Genomic DNA, 20,435 nt, shown 5'->3' with positions numbered 1-20,435 from the left:
GAACAATGAAGTTCTTCAAAGGGTTCGGCGCGAGCGTCGATACCAAGGCGGATAAGGATCTCGCCGGCACCATGGCGGCCATCAGCCGGTCGCAAGCGGTGATCGAGTTCAATCTCGACGGCACGATCATCACCGCCAACGAGAACTTCTCCGCCGCCATGGGCTACAGCCTCGGCGAGATCGAGGGCCGCCACCACAGCATGTTCGTCGATCGGGTCGAAGCGGCCGGCGCCGAATACGCGGACTTCTGGCGCGAATTGAACCGCGGCGCCTTCGTCGCCAGTAAGTTTCGCCGCTTTGCTAAGGGCGGTCGCGAGATCTGGCTGCAGGCTTCCTACAACCCTGTGCTGGATGACGAGGGGCGGCCCTACAAGGTCATCAAGCTGGCGGTCGATATCACTGAAGCCGAGCAGGCCTTCGCTCGTAGCGAAGCTGAGCGCCAGCGCGCCGAGCGTGAACAATCGGAGGTGGTCGACGTGCTGGCGGCCAGCCTGCGCCGACTGGCTGATCGCGACCTGACCGCCACGGTCGACGCCGATGTTGGCGACGCCTATCAGAAGCTCAAGGACGACTATAACGGCGCGGTGCAAAGCGTGCGTGAGACACTCGCCGCCATTTCCGACGCCACGGGCGCGCTACGCAGTGGGGCCGACGAAATATCCCGCGCGTCCGATGACCTGTCGCGCCGCACCGAGCAGCAGGCCGCTTCTCTGGAGGAGACGGCCGCCGCCCTGGACGAGATCGCGGCCACAGTCACCCGCAGCGCCGAAGGGGCGCGCATGGCCTCATCCAAGGCTACTGATGCGCGGGCCGATGGGGAACGCTCCGGCGCTGTGGTGCGCCAGGCGGTGGAGGCCATGGGTCAGATCGAAAACTCCTCGCGTGAGATCGCGCAGATCATCGGCGTCATCGACGAGATCGCCTTCCAGACCAATCTGCTCGCCCTGAACGCGGGCGTCGAAGCGGCGCGGGCGGGCGAAGCTGGCAAGGGATTCGCCGTCGTCGCCTCCGAAGTACGCGCCCTTGCGCAGCGCTCGGCCGAGGCGGCCAAAGAGATCAAGGCGCTGATCAACACCTCGACCGATCAGGTCGAACATGGGGTCAAGCTTGTCGGCGAAACCGGCGCGGCCCTGTCGGGCATTATCGGCAAGGTCGCCGAGATCGACAGCCTTCTGTCGGAAATCGCTCGTTCCGCGCATGAACAGGCGACGGGCCTTGGTCAGGTCAACAGTGCGGTCAACCAGATGGATCAGGTGACCCAGCAGAACGCCGCCATGGTTGAGGAGGCGACAGCCGCCGCCGCCAACCTGACCACCGAGTCACGGGAACTGGCGCGCCTGGTCAGTCAATTCCAGACCGGAGGGCGTCCTGACGATGCTGCGTTCAATCCGGTCGCCGACGCCCGCAGCCGTTTGAGGGTCCTCGTGGGATAGGGTGATCGCACTGGCGGTCAAGGCGGTATTTCGGCTGGCGTTTGCCAAGGTCAGACCCTGACCGCTATTGTGCGCCATGCTTGGCATTTTGCCGCAACAGGCGGTCGAAAACGACGTCGCCAGGCTTGATCTAGAGGTCGCGGTCGCTTGCCTGCGATATGTCCGCGACATCGTTTTGATCAGTCGCGGTGACGGTGATCTGATCGAAACCATCGTCTTCACCGCCGCGCTCGACGCCAATATGGCCCCGGTGGACCGTGATCCAGATTTGGGCGTCATCTATGGCGGCGCCGAAGCCTCTGCTCCGGATGAGCTTCGCCGCCCCGTCAGCATCAACGCGGTCGCCCAATCGCTCGGCCTGCCCTTCGAGACGGTGCGCCGTCGTTTTGTCGATCTGGTTCGCCACGGCGCCTGCGTTGCGGTTCCGGGCGGCCTTATCGTGCCGCGCAGCGCGGTCACGTCGGACGCATACATGGCGATCCAGCAAGCGCGATTTGAACGTACCCAGGCGCTGTACGTAACGCTGCGCGGCCTTGGTGCGATCGAGCTCTTGACGGAGGTTCGCGATAGTTCTGCCGAACCCTTGGTCCGAGCCGCCAACCGGGCCGTCTCCGAATACATGCTGCGGGTTTGCCCCGCTCTGGTTGGGCTAACGCAGAACGTCCTGACGACCTTGGTCTTCATGCAACTGGTCCTCGATAACATTGAAGAGATGGACGGCGCTGGGCTTGAGACCTGGGCCATTGAGCACGGCGCGGTTGGCCGGCCCGTGCGAATGGCGGTGGTGGCGGGGCGCCTGCCGTTGTCACGTGAAACCGTCCGCCGGCATGTGAGGACTTTGGAAGACCTGGGTTTTTGCCGCCGGGTGGAAGGTGGCTTTGTCGCCGTGGCCCCGCCGTGGGCCGTGCCCGAGATTTCCCGTCTCGCCGCCGCCAACCGGATCGACCTGCGTCGTCTTCTCGCCCGTTTGTACCGTCTAGGCGTTCTGTCAGCGTGGGATGTCGCCTAAGGCGGGGCGAGCTACGAGCCCGACCTAGCCTTTCTGTATCGCACACGGGATCAAACCGATCATTTGAGGGTTGAGTCCGCATCGGAACCTTAAGGGAGAGGGCGATGATCGGTCTGCTTCTCGCTGCGAGTGTTGCTGCCCTGTCTCCGGTTCAGGCCGTGAGCGCCATCGACGCCGCCAAACCCGCAGTTTCGATCACCGAGCCGCGCGAGGCGATCGTCGCGCCGTGCCTGGCGAAGGCGCCGGTCATCGGCCAAGCCTTTTCAGGCCCCGTGCTTCAGGTCATTGACGCCCAAACCCTGTGCGTGGCGCAAGGGATGGACCCTTCTGAGTGGGTTCTGGTGCGCCTTCCTAGGCATCAAAGGGCCCATACGCGCGGAGATCTGCTGGCCGCCAGCTTTGCGCGCAACGTGACGTGTCTGGCGATGCGCCGCGCCGATGAAGGCGTGGTCGCGTCGTGCAAGGTTGAAGGCGCCGATGTCGGCCACTTGACCCGAACGACGGCTTTGAAAAGCCAGGGTCTGGCCTGGCGTTAGACTATATTTTCAGTAGCGCCCAACACCGCCACGACCCCGGCGATCAGGCCGACAATGATCGTCGCCACGCCAGCGGCGATCATCCAGATTTCCTCACCCTTGGCGACCAGAAGTCCGCCGCCGCCCATCAAGGCCAGGCTGGCGAGTGCGAGTAAGATCAGGACGAATGGCGCCCGCTGAAACATCGCCGAGCGATGTAGCAAGCTTAACCACGTTGGTCCCTGCGGCGGAACGCCTCGCCGGGACGCAAAGACCGCTCCGACCGTCGTTGGCCACGCAGCCTATGCTCCGGTAGAAGCTCACGCATGATCAGGATCGGAGCCGAATCTGCGCGGGCGACAGGGATGCGGACGAGGGTAATCGGTTGAGCAACGCGGAAAAGGCGGCGACGGCGGTCAAGAAGGCCGGAGCCCGCAAGGCTCTCAACGCCGCCAACCTGACTCGCCTCGGGCCCGAGCGTCTGGCCGCCCTGCTCATGGAAATCTCCGAAAGCGGCCCGGCCATAAAGCGACGCATCAAGCTGGAGCTGGCGGCGGAGGCGGGAGCTGGGGTCCTGGCCGCTGAGATCGCACGCCGCATCGACGCCATCGACGACAGCCGGGCTCGGATCAACTGGCGAAAGTACAAGGAGTTCGTGCGCGATCTGGACGCTCATCGCCAGGCGGTGGCCGGTCCGCTCGCGCTGCTGGACGCGAACCTGGCTCTCGACCTCATCGTGCGCCTCGTAGGCCTGTCGGCGAGCCTCGCCAGCCGGATCAAGGACACCAAGGGCGAGCTTGAAGAAGTCTTTTCAGAAGCGGTGACCGACGCCGCCGAGATCGCGCCCAGAGCCGCCCTAGTCGATGCATCCAGCTTGGCGGACCGGCTGTTCGAGATCGTGCGCTACGCTCCACCGGGGCTGTCGCTGCCCTTGCTTCGGGCCACGGCGCCAGCCCTGCATGGCCAACCCCTGGTCGACCTTCGAAATCGGCTGGAGACGGTCTCCAAGGGGCGAGGCGCACCGCGCGCCTGGCGGGTGGGCGCGCAGATCCTGGCCGATGCGCAAGGAGACGTTGACGGCTTCATCGCTCTGTTCACGACGTCGGAAGCCGTTCTGCCGCCGGTCGGCGCCGAAATCGCCAGGCGTCTGCTCGGCGCGGGACGGATGGAGGAGGCGCGCAAGGCCCTGGAACGATCCGAGCCAGATCGGGCCAGCGCCGGCGATCCCGGCGCAATGGACTGGACGCAGGTCCAGATCGAAGTGATGGAGGCGCTCGGTGACGCTGAAGGCGCTCAGGCGGCGCGATGGACCAGCTTCGAGCGTGACCTGAACCCAAACGCTCTTCGCGCCTACCTGCGGCGTTTGGATGGGTTCGACGACGTGGAGGCCGAAGACAAGGCCATGGACCTGGCGCTGGAACACCGCGATGTCCATGGCGCCCTGGCGCTGCTCGTCGATTGGCCACGGCTGGACTTGGCCGCACGACTGGTCGCCGAGCGGGGGGACCAGCTAGCGGGCGACAAGTCGGAGTTGCTGGAACGCGCCGCCCGCGCGCTGGAAGGGCGCTACCCACTGGCGGCCACGCTGCTGTTGCGGGCCTTGATCTGGGATGTGGCGCGGCACGCCGATACCGAACGTTACACCCAGGCCAAGCGCTGGATGCTGGAAGCAGCCTCGCTCGCCGCGGCCCTGCCTGAGGACGGCGGATACGAAGACCACGAGGCGTTCGCCGAGCGGGTGGCCCGGCTTCGCCGCTGGTGATCTAGTTCCAGGGGCTCTTGCGGGTGACAGGAACGCTCGTGCCGCGATGCCCGGCCGGCGACGGCGCGGATGTGCGGGCAGTCCGGGGCGGGGCGCCGCCCTCCAGCTGCATCAGGGCGGCGACGCGGTTGCGGGTGGCCGGATGGGTCGAGAACAGGTTGTCGGCGCCTTCGCCGGCCAGCGGGTTGATGATGAACATCTGGCCAGTGGCCGGGTTTCGCTCGGCGGTCTCATTGACCATTCCACCGCGGGCATAGGCGTCGATCTTGCTGAGCGCGTCGGCCAGGGCCCGAGGATCGCCGCTGATCTCCGCTCCACCGCGGTCGGCTTCGTATTCGCGGCCTCGGCTGATGGCCATCTGAACGAGGGCCGCGGCGATAGGCGCCAGAATGGCCAGGAGGATCGAGCCGATCATGCCCATGGGCCGGTCGCGATCGCCGCCAAAGAAGAACGCGATATTGGCCAGGGCGGAGATCGCGCCGGCGATGGTGGCCGTGACCGTCATGGTCAGGGTGTCGCGGTGCTTCACGTGAGCCAGCTCGTGCGCCATCACGCCGCGAACTTCCCTGCGGTCCAGCAACCGCAGCAGACCGACCGTGGCGGCGACGGCGGCGTTCTGCGGATTGCGGCCGGTCGCGAACGCGTTCGGCTGCTCCTGTGCGATCAGGTAGACCTTCGGACGCGGCATGCCGGCCTGATTGGCCATGCTAAGGGTATCGAGCACGAAGTTGCGGACCATAGGGTCAGGGTCCTGCGCATCGACCTCGCGCGCGCCGTACATCCGCAGCACGATCTTGTCGGCGTTCCAGTAGCTGAAAAGGTTCATGGCGCCGCCAAGCGCCAGGGCGATCAGCATGCCGGCGGCCCCGCCGATCATGTAGCCGACGACCACGAAGATAGCGGTCATGGCCGCCAGGAGCATGAAGGTGCGAAGGGTGTTGCGCATGGCTTCTTATGTGGTCGGTACATCGAGACACGCAAGGCCGTCTCGCGCCCGTCGCAGAGCGTCGCTATAAGACGTCATGACTGAGCATGAAAAAAGCGCAGCCGCCATCGTAGAGCGGCTCTCCGAAACCTACCGACAATCGGTCGAAGCCCTGCGCGGCGCACTTCGCGCCTATTTGCGTGAAGGGGTCGCGCCCGATCCGAAGCTGCGGTCCAGCGGCGCCTTCACCTACCCCGAACTTCGCATCACCTACGGTGAGACTGATGCTCACCCGCGCCTGACCCGCGCCTATGCGCGTCTGTCGCGGCCTGGGACCTATGCGGTGACCGTGACGCGGCCCGAACTCTACGCGGAGTATCTGACCGAGCAACTGGCCCTGCTGATCGCCGACTATGGCGTGACCGTCGAGGTCGCCAGTTCAACGCAGGAAATTCCATTCCCATACGTCCTCGACGGGGCGGCGGACATGGCGCTGGCCGATGTCAGCGCTCAGGCCCTGGCCCGTCACTTTCCCACGACGGAGCTGGCCTTCATCGGCGACGAAGTGGTGGACGGCATGTTCGAGCCGTTGTTCGACGAGGCTCGCCCCCTGGCCCTGTTCGATGGCTTGCGGACCGACTTCTCCCTGGCGCGGCTCAAGCACTATACGGGCGCGCCGCCCGAGCATACGCAGCGCTACATCCTGTTCACCAACTACCACCGCTACGTGGACGAGTTCGTGCGCTGGGGGCTGGCCGAGCTGGCGCGCGAGGACAGCCCCTATGTCGCCCTATCGGGCGCCGGCGGGGTCTATGTGACGCGCGAGACCAAGGAGCCGGAAGCGGTGATCGCCGCCAGCGCTTGGCGCCGTCACCAGATGCCGGCCTACCACCTGATCGCCAAGGATGGTCGGGGTGTTTCGCTGGTGAACATCGGCGTGGGTCCTTCCAACGCCAAGACCATTACCGATCATTTGGCGGTGCTGCGCCCAGAGGCCTGGCTGATGATCGGTCACTGCGGCGGCCTGCGACCCAGTCAGACCATCGGCGACTACGTACTCGCGCACGCCTATCTGCGCGACGATCACGTGCTGGATGATGTCTTGCCGCCCGAGGTGCCGATCCCAGCGTTGGCCGAGGTGCAGCGAGCGCTCTACGACGCGGCCAAGGTGGTCACCGGCGAAAGCGGCGCAGACCTCAAACGTCGCCTTCGCACGGGCACCGTGGTGACGACCGACGATCGGAATTGGGAGCTGCGCTACACGCTCAGCGCCATCCGCTTCAATCAGAGCCGGGCGGTGGCGATAGACATGGAGAGCGCGACAATCGCCGCCCAAGGCTATCGTTTCCGCGTTCCGTACGGGACCTTGCTGTGCGTGTCCGACAAGCCGCTGCACGGCGAGATCAAGCTGCCGGGCCAGGCGAACGCCTTTTATGAGCGGGCGATCGGCCAGCACTTGCAGATCGGTCTTGCGACGATCGAACTGCTCAAGGCCGAGGGCGCCAACCTGCACTCGCGCAAACTGCGAGCCTTCGACGAGCCGCCGTTCCGCTAGGCGCGGCTGCGTCCGCGACGGACCCGCAGACGCCTCAGTTCAAGACTGACCATGCCGCTGAGCAGGGCCAGGACCACGCCGGCCGAGCATATCCAGGTGGCGGTGGCGTAAGCCCATCCGCCGATGCGCAAATCGAGCGCCGTCGCCGCATGGGTGGCGGCGCCGATCAGCTGGAAGGCCGCCGCCACCGCTGGCCAGATCCTTCGCCCCTTGGCGGCGAGCGCGGCGAGCAGGGCCAGCAGACCCAGATCGATAAAGAACACGATCCACAGGGCCGCGAAAAGGGTGCGGCTTGTCAGGATCAGGCCGCTAGCGAAGATGGCGACCAGCATCGCCGCGGCCGCGATCCGCTCGGTCCGTTCGCCTCGCAATAGGGCGTAGGCGAAGATCGCCAGGCTGAGGAATGTGGCGATCTGGGAGGCGAGGGTGGCGATCACGGCGAACTCCTAGTGTCGCCGTGATCTTGGCCGAGTCGCCGGTTCGTGGAAGTCAGGCGGCTTCCACCGCGCGCAGGGTGGACGGCGCCGCAGGTTTGTCCGGGAAGCCAAAGGCTACGTGACGCAGACCGATGTCCGTCTGCGCTTGGGCCAAGGCGTGATGAGCCTGGATCATGACGCCGCGGACCTCGGCCTGGCGAACCATCACCTGGCTGATCTTGTCGAAGGCGTCCTGGCCGATGACGGCCGACAGCTTGGCGCGAACGCGGCCGTCTGCCAGGGTCGCGGCCAAGGTCGCGGTGGCGGCGTAGGCGGCGTCGATGGCGGCTTCGGCGGCGAAGAGATCTTGAGCGATCTCCAAGGCGACTTTCTTGCGTTCCATGCGGATTCTCTTGCGATGTCAGCGGGGGCGGGATTGGGACTGCCAGCCTTCCGCCGTCCGTTGAATGGCGAATGCGAACTCGTGGGCGGCCAATAGCGCAGCGCCGGCGAGCAGGGTTGTGGTGATCGCAGCCACGGCGATCATCAGGAGGCGATGATGTGGGCTCAACTCATGCCAACCGCCCCTTGGGAGCCAGATGCTCCCTCCGGCTCGGCGGCGAAGGCGATGATAGTCGCGATGGTGAGCATGACGCTTTGTTCGGTCATGCTGCTCGCGCGCCGGCGGAGTTCGGTCAGTTCGGCCCTGGCTGTCGTACGGCGTTGCGGATTTGTCGCCACGTAGTCCACGGCTGTCATCACCTCCGTCCACGAGAGCGGCGGAAGCATCCCGGAGAGTTCGTTCCGGTCGTCTGTCTTCGTGGTTCGGCCCATGCCGGAAACCCCCCGCCCAGTCGAAGCTTGCGGGGGGCAGAAGGGTCACGGGTAGGGTGAGTGCTTCACCAGGTGAATCATTCACCTGTCCAAGAGAGCGCTCAAACAGCACCAGCCTGCGCGCCGCCTCCCGGCGCGTGGCGGCGCCGATCTTGCGCCTGGCGCTGTCAAGACGATGGTCCACGGTGTGCGGCGAGATATTGAGGGCCCTGGCTATGGCCTTGGACGGCATGTGCTCGGCGCAGAGGCGCAAGCACTCGCGTTCTTTCGAAGTCAGTCGTTCCAGCCCGGCCCACGAAGGCAAATCGCAATCGTCCATGGCGGGTATGCTTAACATCGAGCTACGTAAGCGCGAGGCTAGCTGTGCAATAAATTGCACATCGGGTTGCAGAAGCCACACAGCACGATTTGCATGGTCTGCCGACGGTGCGCTGGGAGATCGTTGATATTTCAGAGCTTTGTTTTCGAATTGCCGCGTTTTGCGGGTGACAAGCGCTTAGTCTGGCCTCAGTTTCCGCCGCCTTGACGCTCCGCAACAAGATGGAACGCAGGGGGAGAGGCGAACCAGATGAACGGCAACCGCGCCCAAAACGGCGACGGAAGCGTCGATCCGCGATCGGCTGCTCACTGGACTGGCGAGAACGCGCTTCGTCCGTCGCGGCGGCCCATTGCAGCGGCGGGCTGCGTGAAACTTGAGCCTATGTCCCGAACGGGCCTTGCCTCGACCTGTCCGGCGACGCTTTGTGCCGCGCCGGCCAAGAGCCGGGAACCATGATGGAAGGCGGAATGCAGGCCGTTTCGATCCTTGCTTTCCCGTGGCGCGAGCCCGCCGCGGTGCTGTCGGCCTTCGCCGAGGAGCCCTTCGCCATGGGCTTGCTGTCGGGCGGCGGGGGCAACCACGGGCGATGGTCCTATGTTCTGCGCTCGCCCGACCGGACGGTGTCGCTGACCGCGGGGGATACAGAAGATCCCGCTGAAATTTTGCGCGACCTGTTGGGTCAGGTCCAGGAACATGATCCCGCTGGGCCGCCGTTCCAAGGTGGCGTAGCGGGTTTGGCGGCCTATGAGCTTGGCGCGCGGTTCGAGCCTGTTCCCCTGCCGCGCAGCCGCGCCTGGGCTGATCTGTCAGTGGGCCGCTATCCAGCCCTTCTGGCGTTCGACCACGCCGCGCGTCGGGTGCTGGCGGTGGGGCGGGGTGAGAACCTCGCTCGCGCGCAGGCGAGAGCGCAGGACGCGGCCGACTGGCTTGGCGCGCCAGAGCGCCCGTGCCTGTCCGAGCGCCTAGCCGTGGAGTTCGCGCCTCTGCAAGCGCCCGAGGTGTATGAGGCCGCGGTCGCCGATGTCGTGCAGCGGATCACCGACGGCGAACTCTTTCAGGCCAATATAGCTCGGGCCTGGGGCGGGAGACTGGCGGTCCGCGCGCGACCGTTTGATGTGATCCAACGCCTGCTGTCCGATAGCCCCGCGCCGTTCGCCGCCTATCTGCGCCTATCCGATTCCGCTGTTGTCTCAAACTCCCCGGAGCGGTTCCTGGCCTCCAGCGCCGGTGGCTATCGAGTGGAGACGCGGCCGATCAAGGGCACTCGCCCTCGGGGGCGCACACCCGCCGATGACGCCGCCCTGATCGAGGACCTGCGGTGCAGCGCCAAGGATCGCGCCGAGAACCTGATGATCGTCGATCTGATGCGCAACGATCTGGCGCGAGTCTGCTCACCTGGCGCCGTGGCGGCGCCGGAGCTGTTTCGCATCGAGAGTTTCGCCAACGTGCATCATCTGGTCTCCACGGTGACGGGCCGCTTGGCGCCCGGTCTGACCGCCATCGATCTGTTGCGCGCCGCCTTTCCGCCGGGCTCCATCACCGGCGCGCCCAAGGTTCAGGCCATGAAGGTGATCTCTGGGCTTGAGGCGCCACGCGGCCCCTATTGCGGCTCGATGTTCTGGGCCGGCTTCGACGGAGCGCTGGATTCCAGCGTTCTTATCCGCACCCTGGCTTTCGTGGAGGAGGCGGGCGGCTGGAGCTTCGAGGCGCGGGCTGGGGCCGGGATTGTCGCTGACAGCGACCCGCGGTCCGAAAGGCAGGAGACCGAGGCCAAGATTCTGGCCTTGCGGCGCGCCCTTATGGAGACTCCGGCTTGATCCCCCATGACGACCGCGGGTTGCTGCTGGGCGACGGACTTTTCGAGACGATGCTGGTGGTCGACGGGCGCATGCCGCATTGGGCCGCGCATTGGGCGCGTCTCATGGCGGGCTGCGCGACGCTTGGCTTGCCGCTGCCGGATGAGTTCCAGACTCGGGTGGCCTGCACCAACGCGGTCGCCGTCGCCCTTTTGAACAAGGGCCGGGCCGCCGTACGCCTTACCCTTACCGCCGGGTCGGGCGGGCGAGGCCTAGAGCGGCCGCCATCCCTCGTCGCGCGGGTCTTCGCCACGGCCTCCCCCGCTCCCGATGGGGTTCAGGCTCCAGCCCAGATCATCACCAGCCACGTTCGGCGCAACGAGGGTTCGCCGACCTCACGCCTCAAGACCTTGGCCTATCTCGACAACGTGCTGGCCCGCCGCCAAGCCTTGGCGGCGGGAGCGGACGAGGCGTTGATGCTGAACACTGGGGGGGAGGTGGCCTGCGCGACCGCCGCCAACCTGTTCTGGATCAATGGCGACGCCCTTTTCACCCCGTCACTGGAGTGTGGCGTGCTGGCTGGCACGACCCGGGCGCGGGTGATCGCGCTTGCCAAAGATCTGCGTGTGCCCGTCGTCGAGGGAGCCTTCGCACCCGACGCGATCCACGGCTCCGAGGGCGCGTTTCTGACCAATAGCCTGATCGGCCTTCGCGCTATCTCCCGCCTTGATGGGAAGGCCATGCGCGCGCATCGGCTCTTCGGCGCCCTAGCCGGACGCCTGTAAGGCGAGGTGTTGCGCTGCAGCAAAGACAGCGCTGTCATTTGCGGCGCTTGACCTTGCATGATCTCTGGCCGATCACCGCATCCCGACGTCCTCCCGAAAGCTGAAGCGCCCATGACTCGATCCGTCCGCTCGCCCCGCATCACTCGCGATCGCCGGACCAAGATCGTCGCCACACTCGGCCCCGCCAGCGCCGACGCCAAGGTGATCGAGAGCTTGTTCAAGGCGGGCGTCGATGTGTTCCGTCTGAACTTCAGCCACGGCGAACATGCCGACCACGCCGCGCGTCTGGAGACGATCCGGGCGATGGAGGCGCGCTATCGCCGCCCGATCGGCGTGCTGGCCGACATCCAGGGTCCCAAGCTGCGGATCGGCCGTTTCCAGGCGGGGCATGTGGTCCTGGCCAACGGCCGACCCTTCCGCCTCGACTTCGATCCGACCCCAGGCAACCTGGATCGGGTCAGCCTGCCGCATCCTGAGATCATCGCCGCCGCCCAGATCGGCATGCGCCTGCTGCTCGACGACGGTAAGATTCAACTGCGGGTGACCCGCGTGGCGCCTGATCACCTGCAGACCGAGGTGATGGTCGGCGGGCGTCTGTCGGATCGTAAGGGCGTCAACGTTCCCGACGTGGCCCTCGACATCGCCGCGCTCACCGTCAAGGACCGAGCCGATCTGGCCTTCGCCCTGGACGCCGGGGTCGATTTTGTGGGCCTGTCCTTCGTTCAGAGCGCGCGCGACGTGATCGAGGCGCGCGAGATCATCGGCGACCGCGCCTGGATCGTCTCCAAGATCGAAAAGCCCCAGGCCCTGACCGACCTCGAAGCCATCGTCGAGCTGTCCGACGCCGTCATGGTCGCGCGCGGGGACCTTGGCGTCGAACTGCCGCCTGAAGAGGTGCCGCTGGCGCAAAAGCGCATCGTCTCGGTCTCCACGCGCCTGGGCAAACCGGTGATCGTCGCCACCCAGATGCTGGAGAGCATGATCTCCGCCCCGACCCCGACCCGTGCGGAAGCCTCAGACGTGGCCGGCGCCGTGTTCGACGGTACCGACGCGGTGATGCTGTCGGCCGAGACCGCGGCGGGGCAATTCCCCATCGAGGCGGTCAGCGTCATGAGCCGCATCCTGGCCCGGGTCGAGCGCGACGAAGGGTGGAAGACCCTGACCGAGCGCCGCCGCGCAAAGCCCGATCGCAACTCCAGCGATGCGATCGCAGCGGCCGCGCGTCAGGTTGCCGAAGCCATCGAAGCCGCGGCCATCGTGGCGTACACACAGTTCGGCCGCACGGGCCTGCGGATCTCACGTGAGCGGCCGCTACGGCCGTTGCTGGCGGTTTCACCGGTGGTCGAGACCGGTCGTCGCCTGTCCCTCGCCTGGGGCGTCGAGGCCGTGCAGGTGCCGCCGGTCGAGCGCATGACCGATGCCGTGATCCTGGCCTGCGAGACCGCCCGTCGCCAGGGCTTTGCGGCCCTGCGGGACGAGATCGTGGTGGTGGCCGGGGTCCCCTTTGGCACATCGGGCGGCACCAACGCCCTGCGGGTCGCCACCGTGGGCGCCGCCTCGATCCGCGAGGAAGATTAGGCGCGGGCTAAGCGGAGCCGTAGTCGATGTCGGGCGTTCAGGTCATCCAAGCCGGAGACCAGACCATGCCCGACAATTCCACTGACCTACACGTGCCCCGCGACGTGTTGCAGAAGAAGACTCTGCACATGCATTACGCCATCGCCTCGCTCATGGAGGAGCTGGAGGCGGTGGACTGGTATCGCCAGCGGGCCGACGACACCGACGATGAGGAGCTGAAGAAGATCCTTCTTCACAACGCCCGCGAAGAGATCGAGCACGCGGCCATGGCGCTGGAATGGATTCGCCGCAACGACGCCGAATTCGACGCGCAGCTACGCGAGTACCTGTTTGTCGAAGGCTCGATCACCGAGCACGAAGAGAAGGTCGAGGGCGAGTAACCCTCGACGCCTCACCGGCTCGGCTCGCTGATCTGGAACCTTCGGATCACCGTCGAACCGCCCATGCCCGAGGCCGTCCAATAGACGCCCGCGCCGCCGAAGGTGTTGGGCGCGATCGTCCCGCCCAGCGAAAGGGTCTCTCCGTCCAGGGTATTGCTCCCGCGGACGGTGACCTGGTCGCCGCGCACTGAGATGCGGAAAGTGGCGGACGGTTTGAACACGCCGCTTAGCTGCTGCTGACTATTCAGCGGCGCGCCGACGCCGTCGACGATCCTGAAGAGCTGGAACATGGTCTTGGTGGCTGACTGCGTCGTGCGCCACATACGCAGGGCGTAGCCCGTGCGGGTCTGGGGATCATATTTGAACAGGATGTCGCCGCGCGGCCCCTTGGCGTCCTCTGGCGAGCCTGGGATGGAGAAGCCTTGGCCTTCTGCCTTGTCCGGATCCAGGGTGACGACGAGGTCCATGTCGCCGACCTTGCGGCCGTCCTGATAGAGCGCGGTGCTCACCTTTGGCCCGACGCGCAGCCCCCAGCGGCCATCATCCTGTTGCGGCTCCACGACCGACCAGGCCCCCGTCAGACTCCAAAGGTCATGCCGTGCCGGCAGATCGACCGTCTCCACGAAGGACCGGAAATCGGGATCAAGATCCGTCGCCTTCACATCGCTGGCGGCGATCGGGCGACTGGCCACCACGCTTGTCGATGGGCCGGCCTCGCTGAGGTCGTGCTTGGGCGCGATGTCGGCCCGCAGGTAGTCGCCGACCATCCCCCGGGTGAGGGTTAAGCGCTCCAGCGGCTCGCCCCCACGCGAGACAGCGATCGGGCGAGGCCACGCGCAAGTGCGGTCGTCGCAGAGCGACCACGTGATCAGCGACTGGTCGCGTCGCTTTGGGGGCAGGCCCAATCCATAGTTGAGGCTCACGCCGCCATTCGCCGGCGCCGACAGCCTCGGCGCTGACGCAAGCACGGGAGGCGGACCATAGGCGGGCTCGACGCGCACATGGGCGGTGGCCTTCATCCCGTTGGGGGCGATGGCGTCGATCGCCACCGTCTCGACCTGATCGGTGGTGTTGGCGCCGGTGATGGTGACCTTCTGGCCTTCGGTGCTGCTCAGCCGCACCAGATCCGACTGTGCGGACCAGCGGATGGGCTGGGACTGCGCGGCATGCGGCTGGATGGCGACGGACAGGGTCGCGGGCTCCGCGCCCGTGCGCAGACGCATCGCTTCGCCCGACATGATCATGCGGTACACTGACGGTCCGCTGGAGACGTATTTCGCCCGCACGCCGGCCGGGTCCCACCCGTCATCGACGCCCTCGGGCGTGGCGTGGAGGATATTCCAGGGGTTGAAGGCCTTGGCCTCCTCGTCGCTCAGTTCGCGCGAGATGGTGCGGCGCTCAGGGCCGACGATGCTGTCGATGAGATCGGCCGGCCTGCCGTCGGCGTGGCGGGTGCGGTAGGTGAGCGAATAGGCGGGCGCATGCTCCGGCGCCTTCCAGGCGTACCAGGCCACCGGTGCGTTCGGCAGGACGGAGTCGATCAGAGCCACGGGCGGGCCGATGATCTTGTAGAACTGCATCGGCTTGTCGGCCTTGAAGACCGTGCGGATGAAGGTCACCCCGCTGGCCCACATCACCCCGCCGCCCTCGATGAAGTGGATTTCGGAATCCTCCCAAACGCTGGCCGCGCCGCCGCCGATGAAGTCGTCCGTGCCTTCCACATAGACGTGGGTGAAGTACGAGCGCTTGGTACGGGTAAACAGGGTGTCGAGCCGGCTCAGGACCGCCACGTGAGAATAGACGTGCCGGTCGCCCTTGGCCTCCAGAGCCACAGCCTGGGTGATCACGTCCGAGCGCTTCTTGAGGCTCTTGGCCGGATCGCCTGGATAGTCGTAGTCGGTGTTGCAGTAGTTCAGGATCGTCAGGTTGATCGCCGAAAAGCCGTCGGCGTCCACGATCATGGTGAAGCCGTTGTTGGAGGCGCCCAGCACGCCGGCGCCCTGCTGGTTGCCGCGGTTGTCGGCCAGCACCACCTTACGTCGGTCGTCCGTCAGGCCGAGCAGGGTGATGTTCGGCTTTGTGATCACCAGACCCGGCGTCAGGTCCTTGCCCGGCAGCAGATAGACGTCCGGCTTGATGCCGATGACGGTGGGCTTTCCTGGCGCGCCCGCGGGGGCGGCGGCGTAGGCCGCCTCCACCGTGCGATAGCGCCGCGCCGCCGGGTCCTCCGGCAGCGAGGCGTCGACCAGGTAGTCGTAGCGTTCCTTGCGGGTATCGAAGACGACGTCGGTGTAGCCGTTGATCGGGCCCATGCCGACCAGGGTGTCCTGGGCGCGAAGGGCGGCTGGCGCCAGGGTGAGCATCAGCCCCATGGCCATGGCGGCGATCTTGATCATCTTCAACTCCCGCTCTCGTCGGCCTAGTTCGGCCGACCCGTGGTCATGCCAAGGCGGTAAGGCGGCTGAGCGGCCTGGACCGGCGCGGGACGGTCGGTCGGGATCAGGCGGGCGGCTCCCTCCAGGCCTTGGCCGGTGACATTGTCCATGGCCAGCTTAGGCCCGCTGAAGACGTTCACGTTCACGTTCGCAAGCGTCACGTTCTTCATGTTGGCCAGGGTGATGCCGCGCCCGCTGGTGCCCTTGATGTCCTTGAACACGAAGCCGTCCAGCGGCTTGTCGGGATGGATCTGCACGGCCTCCACCAGCACGGGGACGTCCTTCACCGTGATGCGCTCGAAGGTGAAATTGCGCACCGTGGGCACACCTTCAAGGCCGGGGACCGGGAACTGATCTTGCTTGCCGCTGTCGAGGAAATTCAGACGCAGGAAGCCGTAGCCCGCGCCTGATACTTCCAGGTCGCGCATGACGATGTCCTCGATGAAGGCGCCGCGCCCCGGACGGCTCTTGATGTAGATGGCGAAGGTGTGAGCGGCGAGGCATTTGCAGCGCTCGACCAGCACCCGGCGAATGCCGCCCGAGGTCTCGCTGCCGATGCCGATGCAGGCCCAGCGGCGGTCGCGGAACACGCAGTCGGTGATGGTCACATCCTCGGTCGGACGACCGATCACATTGCCTTCCATTCCCCGCCCTGACTTCAGGGAGATACAGTCGTCCACGGTGTCGAAGTCGCATTTGTCGATCACCACCCGCCGGCAGGAATCCACATCGATGCCGTCCGCGGCGCCGTTGACCGTCATGCCGCGAAAGACCACGTCCTCACAGTAGACCGGATGGATCGACCACATGTCGTTCTGCTCGGTGAAGACATCGGTGACGCTCAGGCCATGGACCTCGACGAACTCCAGCAGCGCCGGATGGCGCAGGCCGGTCTTCTCCTCCAGCCGCTTGTGGATGTCCTTGGACGCCAGGATTTTGCCCTTGCCGGTGATGGCGACGTTCTTGGCGTCCTGCGCCCAGACCAGACCGATATAGCCGGGGACCCAACGGCCTTCCCAGCGCACCTGCACCACCGGATAGTCGGCTACGTCGGGCGAGCCCTGCAGGGTCGCGCCTTCCTCGACGCGCAGGGTGGTGTTGGAGCCGATGCGGACCGCGCCCACCAGATAGACGCCTGAAGACAGCACGACCTCGCCGCCGCCCAGGACCGCGCAGCGGTCGAGCGCCAGCTGCACCGCATGGGTGTCCTTGGTCTTGCCGTCGGCCTTGGCGCCTAGCTCGCGTGGATCGATGCGCACCCCGGTCTTGGGAGCCTTCGCGCCCGTCGCCGGAGCCGGCGCGGTCTGGGCCGAAGCCGATGTCCCGGAGCTCAGGGCCGCGCCGACGGCGCCGATGCCGACGGCGCCGAGGAATGCACGCCGGTTGGAGATCGGGGTCTTGGTGGTGGTGGACGCGGGCATGGCTGGTCTCTCGGACTTAAGGCAGGACAAGGGGATCACGGGCGCCGCGGGTCGTCCATCGGACGGCGGACGAAGCGCGCCGAACATCGGCGTAGAGGGTCTCGAACTGGGTCTGGCGCAGGGGCTCGCCCACGCCGTTCAGCGGGCTGACCCAAGTCACGGGCCGCGAGCCGAGGGCGGCGGTCAGGTCGGTCAGGTCGTAGTGGCGCAGCACGCCGAACGGCAGCACCTCCGGCAGGTTGCGCTGGATCGGCTTGTCGACAGCCATGCGATAGCTGGCCAAGGCGCCGTCCAGGGTCAGGCTGGTGATGCGGTCATCCAGCACCGCCGCATGCAGTGCGGTGGGAGCCATGGCGCCCAGGGCGTAGACGGTCACGCCGGGCTGAACGTCGTCCCGCTTGCTAAGGACGTCCACCGCGCCGATCACGTCATCGACCCGCAGACCGACTACGCTCTCCCCCACCAGCAGGGTGCGCAGGGACAACAGGTTCCAGTCGCCCAGCAGGGGAGACTTCAGCTCTTCGGTCCCGCCAGATCCGCGCGCCGGCATCTCCAGAACCACCCATCCCTTGGCGGCCAGCGCCTCGGTCTGGGCGCGGGCGGCGGCCAGCTGTTCGGGGCGGCCGGTGAGCAGCAGGGCGCGCTTGGAGCCGGATGTGGTCGGTGTGACGAGGCGGCAATTGAGATCGCCCGCCGCAGCGCCAGCCAGGACGCAGGCGCCAATCTCGACACCCTGCTCAATTTTGGTCGCGCCGACCTTCAGCCTGATCGGCGAAGACCCCGGAACGGCCCTGGCGTGGGTGACCGAGCGGATATCCGCGCGCAGGGTCTGCGGCGTGGGTTTGGACGGGGCGACTTGCCTGGCCCGGGCTTGGTTCACCTGCTGCAGCGTCACGCCCTTGAACGAGGTGGCGACGTGGCCGGTCGGGGTGACCAGATTGTCTTCGGGACGTGGGGCCCGGACATCGACGAAGGGCCGCAGTGTCACGTCGTTGTTCAGCCAGCGGGCGAAGAAGCCGACGATCTTGTCGCCGACCGGCGCCAGGTTTCCGTGCCCGCCAGGGCCGGTGATCCAGGTGATGCGGTCTTGCCCGCCGTAGAGACCCCAGATGCGACGCGCCTCCTCATAGGCCGTGCGCGCGCCCTCGAATGGGAAGAAGTCCTGCTCAGTGGAGATGATGGCGTAGGGCTTGGGGGCGGCCAGCTCGACCCAATCGGGCACGTCCAGACCCGCGGCGATGAAGCCGGGCGGCGACTGTTCGGCCTCCTGCGGCCCTGGGCCGGCCAGGACATGGCGGAAGGTGTTCATGTAGCAGGCGACCGCCGTCGCCTTCACCCGCTCGTCGAGCGCGGCGAGGAACGCGGTAACCGTCCCACCGCCCGAGCAGCCGAAGGCCCCGAGACGCGCGCTGTCCACATCCTGCCTAGCCTGCAGGTAGTCCAGGCCGCGCATGGCGTCCCAGATGAAGTAGCGCGAGACATGATCGCCCACCGGAACCGTCTGCCAGTAGGCCATGGAGTGCTCGCCGGTGGGCGGGCCGACCTTGGAGGCGCCGAGTTCGGGGTCGTAGTGCTGGAGCCGCTCGCCCTGGCCGATCTCGTCATAGATCAGGGCCAGGATTCCAGCCTTGGCCAGGTTGCCGCCAAAGCGGTCGCCGGCCTTGCCGTCGGGTGAGTGCCCAGGCGTGATGATCACCGCGGGGAAAGGGCCTTTCGATCCCGTCGGCACATAGGCGTTGGCGGTCACGAAGTAGCCGGGCAGGCTTTCGTAGATGACTTTTTCGACCCGGAAGCCGTCCGTCTGGTAGGCGCCGGTGACCCTTGCGTTGAGTGGCGTTCGGGTCTCTGGAAGACCGCCGATCAGGTCCAGGGCCTTGGCCCTGACCCTGGTCTTGCGCGCATCCATTTTGGCGGCTGTGTCGATCGTGGCCAGTTCGGCCTCGCGGGCCTTCAGCTGGCTGTCGGCGAGGCCGTCGATGTACCGGATCAGAAGGTCACGTCCGCTGGGCTCGGCTGCATGGGCCGCCCCGCTCAGGAGGGCGAGCGCCGAGAGGCCTGCTGCGAGTTTGGAAAGCTTCATGGCGTCCGCTTCTCCTTGCGCCTTCAGGCGCGAGCCTTGGCCCAGGTCTGGTAGCGTTCGATGACCGCATCACCCCAGTCGCCGTACCAGGCGTAGCCGGCGCGGCGCTCCAGCTCGACCGGGGCGAGCGTGTAGCGGACGATGCCGTCCCGGCCGGCGAAGATCGGCCGGTTGGTGGGGATCTCGTAGTATCGCGCCCAGATCGGCTTGGCCTTGGGGTCGGCGACCACGACCCGGTCGCCATTGGCGGGACGGTCGATGCGCACGCCCTTCAGGGCCGAAGCCTTGTACCAAGCCACGGCGCTTTCGACGGCGCGCACCACTTCGGGGCTTGGGTTCTCAAGAGTCATCAGCAACAGGACGACGCCCGCGCTCTCGTTGGCGCTGATCGCCGGCGGTTCGAACATGCGGCCCATGCGCGGCTCGTAGGTGACCTCGTCATGCTGGGCGCCCCAGGCGGTCAGCTTGCCGTCGGCGACGATCTGGGCGCGCAGAATATAAGCGATCCCCTTGTCGAAGGCGGCCTTGGCCTGGACCTGACGGCCCGGGTTCACCTTGGCGTAGGCGGGCTCGGTGGCGACCTCGCGCACGAACTCCATGATCTTGGTCGTGGCGTCGTCATTGAAGGTGGCGTAACGCGCATTGTGCGCCGCCTGCGACGGGTGTGAACCGTAGGGCCACCCGCCTTTGGGCGTTTGAGCCTCCAACACATAGGCCAGACCCGTATCCAGGGACTGGCGGTAACGCTCCTCGCCAGTCGCCGCATAGAGCCGGGCCAGGAAGCGCATCTGGTCGAAGCGATAGAGGCTGGATGAGTGACCGCGCCAGCCGATCTGGCCTTCCTCGCCACGGAACGGTTGGGTGACCACATCGCCGCCGGGCCAAGCGCCCGTTTCGCTGATCTGCCAGGAGATGATGTTGTCGCCGATGGCTCGCGCTTCTTCGGTCTTGAACCAGGCGTCGGGCTTGGCGGCTATCGTGGCCCACCAGCCGGAAGGCATGGAGGTTCCGACCTTGCGGGCCTTGGACATCACCTGAAGCTGGAACGGGCTTGGAAAGGGGATGATCGGAGGGTGCGTCGCCGGGTGCTGAACTTGAGCCAGGGCGGCGGGAGCGAAAGCCGTCGGAGCGACGGACAAGGTGGCGGCGATGATCGCCGCTGCGATGGGGGCGCGCATGCGGGACTGCTCTC

At 66.5% G+C, this 20,435-nt stretch carries 18 protein-coding genes; 9 read left to right on the top strand and 9 right to left on the bottom strand.

Annotated elements, in window-relative coordinates; all coding sequences use genetic code 11:
- Nucleotides 1-5: 5 nt before the first annotated feature.
- The 3 genes from O5K31_RS15950 (at nucleotide 6) to O5K31_RS15940 (ending at nucleotide 2,978) form a co-directional block, all read left to right on the top strand.
- A complete protein-coding gene (locus tag O5K31_RS15950; RefSeq protein ID WP_269714734.1) occupies nucleotides 6-1,433 on the top strand; it encodes a methyl-accepting chemotaxis protein in 1,428 nt (475 codons plus the stop codon).
- 76 nt (nucleotides 1,434-1,509) lie between these two features.
- Nucleotides 1,510-2,442 carry a hypothetical protein gene (locus tag O5K31_RS15945; RefSeq protein WP_269714733.1) on the top strand — a complete coding sequence of 311 codons (933 nt, stop codon included), beginning with the start codon at nucleotides 1,510-1,512 and terminating at the stop codon, nucleotides 2,440-2,442.
- A 104-nt stretch (nucleotides 2,443-2,546) separates the two neighbouring features.
- A complete protein-coding gene (locus tag O5K31_RS15940) occupies nucleotides 2,547-2,978 on the top strand; it encodes a hypothetical protein (protein ID WP_269714732.1) in 432 nt (143 codons plus the stop codon).
- Here the strand turns inward: O5K31_RS15940 and O5K31_RS15935 are convergent.
- Nucleotides 2,975-3,163 carry a hypothetical protein gene (locus tag O5K31_RS15935; RefSeq protein WP_269714731.1) on the bottom strand — a complete coding sequence of 63 codons (189 nt, stop codon included), beginning with the start codon at nucleotides 3,161-3,163 and terminating at the stop codon, nucleotides 2,975-2,977. The two genes, O5K31_RS15940 and O5K31_RS15935, sit on opposite strands and share 4 nt — an antisense overlap.
- 179 nt (nucleotides 3,164-3,342) lie before the next feature.
- Between O5K31_RS15935 and O5K31_RS15930 the strand changes: the two genes are divergently transcribed.
- Nucleotides 3,343-4,719 carry a DUF6880 family protein gene (locus O5K31_RS15930; RefSeq protein WP_269714730.1) on the top strand — a complete coding sequence of 459 codons (1,377 nt, stop codon included), beginning with the start codon at nucleotides 3,343-3,345 and terminating at the stop codon, nucleotides 4,717-4,719.
- Nucleotide 4,720: 1 nt separating this feature from the next.
- On the opposite strand, the gene htpX is transcribed toward O5K31_RS15930, so the two are convergent.
- Nucleotides 4,721-5,665 carry a zinc metalloprotease HtpX gene (gene htpX, locus O5K31_RS15925; RefSeq protein ID WP_269714729.1) on the bottom strand — a complete coding sequence of 315 codons (945 nt, stop codon included), beginning with the start codon at nucleotides 5,663-5,665 and terminating at the stop codon, nucleotides 4,721-4,723.
- A gap of 76 nt (nucleotides 5,666-5,741) precedes the next feature.
- Here htpX and O5K31_RS15920 point away from each other — a divergent pair, with 76 nt between their 5' ends.
- Entirely contained in the window at nucleotides 5,742-7,199 is a 1,458-nt protein-coding gene (locus O5K31_RS15920; RefSeq protein ID WP_269714728.1) for an AMP nucleosidase, read from the top strand.
- Here the strand turns inward: O5K31_RS15920 and O5K31_RS15915 are convergent.
- The 3 genes from O5K31_RS15915 to O5K31_RS15905 are packed head-to-tail and all read right to left on the bottom strand — an operon-like array spanning nucleotide 7,196 to nucleotide 8,768.
- Entirely contained in the window at nucleotides 7,196-7,636 is a 441-nt protein-coding gene (locus O5K31_RS15915; RefSeq protein WP_269714727.1) for a hypothetical protein, read from the bottom strand. The genes O5K31_RS15920 and O5K31_RS15915 overlap by 4 nt on opposite strands.
- 52 nt (nucleotides 7,637-7,688) lie before the next feature.
- Nucleotides 7,689-8,018, bottom strand: a complete 330-nt coding sequence (locus O5K31_RS15910) for a hypothetical protein (protein WP_269714726.1) — start codon at nucleotides 8,016-8,018, stop codon at nucleotides 7,689-7,691.
- An 18-nt stretch (nucleotides 8,019-8,036) separates the two neighbouring features.
- Nucleotides 8,037-8,768 carry a helix-turn-helix domain-containing protein gene (locus O5K31_RS15905; protein WP_269714725.1) on the bottom strand — a complete coding sequence of 244 codons (732 nt, stop codon included), beginning with the start codon at nucleotides 8,766-8,768 and terminating at the stop codon, nucleotides 8,037-8,039.
- Nucleotides 8,769-9,235: 467 nt separating this feature from the next.
- On the opposite strand from O5K31_RS15905, the gene O5K31_RS15900 reads away from it, so the two are divergent.
- The 4 genes from O5K31_RS15900 (at nucleotide 9,236) to O5K31_RS15885 (ending at nucleotide 13,307) form a co-directional block, all read left to right on the top strand.
- Nucleotides 9,236-10,585, top strand: coding sequence for an anthranilate synthase component I family protein (locus tag O5K31_RS15900; RefSeq protein ID WP_269714724.1), 1,350 nt, complete (start codon nucleotides 9,236-9,238; stop codon nucleotides 10,583-10,585).
- Nucleotides 10,582-11,349 carry an aminotransferase class IV gene (locus tag O5K31_RS15895; protein WP_269714723.1) on the top strand — a complete coding sequence of 256 codons (768 nt, stop codon included), beginning with the start codon at nucleotides 10,582-10,584 and terminating at the stop codon, nucleotides 11,347-11,349. The genes O5K31_RS15900 and O5K31_RS15895 overlap by 4 nt, the downstream gene beginning before the upstream one ends.
- A 111-nt stretch (nucleotides 11,350-11,460) precedes the next feature.
- Nucleotides 11,461-12,927, top strand: a complete 1,467-nt coding sequence (gene pyk / locus O5K31_RS15890) for a pyruvate kinase (RefSeq protein WP_269714722.1) — start codon at nucleotides 11,461-11,463, stop codon at nucleotides 12,925-12,927.
- A gap of 26 nt (nucleotides 12,928-12,953) precedes the next feature.
- On the top strand, nucleotides 12,954-13,307 hold the full coding sequence (locus O5K31_RS15885) for a ferritin family protein (protein ID WP_269714721.1): 354 nt from the start codon (nucleotides 12,954-12,956) through the stop codon (nucleotides 13,305-13,307).
- 11 nt (nucleotides 13,308-13,318) lie between these two features.
- On the opposite strand, the gene O5K31_RS15880 is transcribed toward O5K31_RS15885, so the two are convergent.
- The 4 genes from O5K31_RS15880 to pelA are packed head-to-tail and all read right to left on the bottom strand — an operon-like array spanning nucleotide 13,319 to nucleotide 20,421.
- Nucleotides 13,319-15,703, bottom strand: a complete 2,385-nt coding sequence (locus O5K31_RS15880) for a pectinesterase family protein (protein ID WP_269714720.1) — start codon at nucleotides 15,701-15,703, stop codon at nucleotides 13,319-13,321.
- Nucleotides 15,704-15,726: 23 nt separating this feature from the next.
- Nucleotides 15,727-17,163: a glycoside hydrolase family 28 protein gene (locus O5K31_RS15875; RefSeq protein WP_269714719.1), complete on the bottom strand. Its 1,437-nt coding sequence runs from the start codon at nucleotides 17,161-17,163 to the stop codon at nucleotides 15,727-15,729.
- Nucleotides 17,164-17,179: 16 nt separating this feature from the next.
- A complete protein-coding gene (locus O5K31_RS15870; RefSeq protein ID WP_269714718.1) occupies nucleotides 17,180-19,243 on the bottom strand; it encodes an alpha/beta hydrolase in 2,064 nt (687 codons plus the stop codon).
- Nucleotides 19,244-19,266: 23 nt separating this feature from the next.
- Complete coding sequence (gene pelA / locus O5K31_RS15865; protein ID WP_269714717.1) at nucleotides 19,267-20,421, bottom strand: pectate lyase; 1,155 nt, start codon at nucleotides 20,419-20,421, stop codon at nucleotides 19,267-19,269.
- Nucleotides 20,422-20,435 lie beyond the last annotated feature (14 nt).

The sequence above is a fragment of the Caulobacter sp. NIBR2454 genome (assembly GCF_027474405.1).
Classification (GTDB): domain Bacteria; phylum Pseudomonadota; class Alphaproteobacteria; order Caulobacterales; family Caulobacteraceae; genus Caulobacter.
The sequence above is the reverse complement of the archived record's forward strand: the minus strand, read 5'-3'. Positions and strand labels throughout refer to the sequence as shown.